At 28.0% G+C, this 1859-nt stretch carries 2 protein-coding genes; both read right to left on the bottom strand.

All coding sequences use genetic code 11. The features are described 5' to 3' along the window. Positions 1 to 219: 219 nt before the first annotated feature. The gene (locus tag ACKI67_RS09715; RefSeq protein WP_407463332.1) at positions 220 to 1488 is read right to left on the bottom strand and encodes a transposase; all 1269 of its coding nucleotides are present in this window, start codon (positions 1486 to 1488) and stop codon (positions 220 to 222) included. A gap of 3 nt (positions 1489 to 1491) precedes the next feature. Further along, the coding region (locus ACKI67_RS09720) for a transposase (protein WP_407463333.1) at positions 1492 to 1859 on the bottom strand (368 nt) is incomplete at its 5' end.

Raw genomic sequence — 1859 nt, forward strand, 5'->3', positions numbered from 1 at the left:
ACATAAAATACCATTAATTATTTTATCATTAATATACATGGTAATATTAAGAGGGTTCCGAAAAATTCAATTTTTGACAAGAAAAGTAATACTAATATAAAATATAAATAATAATAATAAAAATAATGAACAATGAGAGAAAAATGAATGATAAAAATTAATTAAACAAACAAAATAATTAACATTTATCTGAAAAAATAATTTAAATAAAGAAAATCCTTATGATTCAACGGAAATTAACCTTGATTGACAATCATCCACAGAATGTTCCAACAATTCATCTGACAAACAACTTTTACAAATAACTGGCAACTGCAATACTTCATCAATGAATGGAAAAGTATTATTTCTCCAAATAAACATCACAGAATTAACATACTCACAAAATTTCCTCACAACATCAAGAATATTACTCTCATTAATACCTTCCATTTTCATCAATTGATTATAAATTCTCTTCAAATTATAAGATCCACCACAAATATTAACACGATTTTGTATTCTTACGATGCCTTTAGATAAAAACTCATTAATATGATAAAATGACCTCAAAGTTCCATTGGGAGCTTCCACAGTTGAAAATCTTTTAACATACTGCAAAACATTTGAATAATCCTCGAACTTATTCAACATATTAACTGCTAAAATCCCTCCAGTAATCTTTACAACACGATGTTCACCATTACAACATTCATTAGCAAATTTACAATTCGAACAAGCATCTTTATTATAATATTCACGTTCAATAACAAAATCCTTCCTTTTTTTATCCCAACGAACATTAGTTCTTTGAAAAATTAACTTTTCTTTATTATAACAAGTGAAATAATCATCTTTCACACAATAATCCATATTGTCTTTATGGAATTTATTGCTATTGGAATGGCCATTTCTTAATTTAGCACTTCGATTATTATCAATTAAACAGTTTAAATCAATTTCTTCAATGTATTCGAGTGTTCGTCGAGTGTTGTAACCTGCATCAGCACAACAATATTCAGGCATAAAACCCATATTTTTAATTGATTTGTTCATTATTTCGGGAAGTTGGTAGTGATCTGTTGCTTTCTGAGATACAATGAGGCTCATGAACATTTTTGAACTTGAATCAACAGCAGTTTGTAAATTATAACCTACATCAGGATTTCCTTGCTTATTATAAATATGTATGGATTCCATATCATGAACCGGTATGGTATTTGCACCCGTTTCATCAAATCTCTTCATAATATCATTTAAATATTTCAACTTTTCCTTATTTGACTTATCTGTCCTATTAATTATTTTACGAGCAGGGAATCTTAAGCTTCCCAATTGTTCATAATCAACTAATTTGCCAGAATAATAATCAATTAGGATTTCAACATCCTCTTTATGGACAACATTGAACTTATTATTGGCAGATTGAATAACAGTACCGTCCGCACAAATATTTTCAAAATTAGTAAATCCGCTGATTTTTGCGAATTGGACGGAGTAGTAAATCACATATTACAAAAAACTGCCCCAAATATTAATAAAATTATTAATAGTATCTTCATCAGGAGTTATACCATTAGCAACGTATTTAAAATAAGAATGATATTTTGCCATGTCTGCAATGACACTAGCTTCAGTAAAACCTCTTGAATATGAATAATAAACTAATGACATCATTTTACATAAAGAATAAGATTTTCTACCTCGTTTACTTGAAGGAAATTTTTCATTTTCCAATTCAAATGTCTTTAATAACATTTTTATAAATAAAACTACAAAACGGGCAAAATCACCTTCAGGAACGTCATGGCCAAATTCTACATACTCAAATCGTCCACTATAATATACAGAATCTAATTCACTCATAATATAATCTTCCA

This window comes from Methanobrevibacter sp., assembly GCF_045577275.1.
Classification (GTDB): domain Archaea; phylum Methanobacteriota; class Methanobacteria; order Methanobacteriales; family Methanobacteriaceae; genus Methanobrevibacter.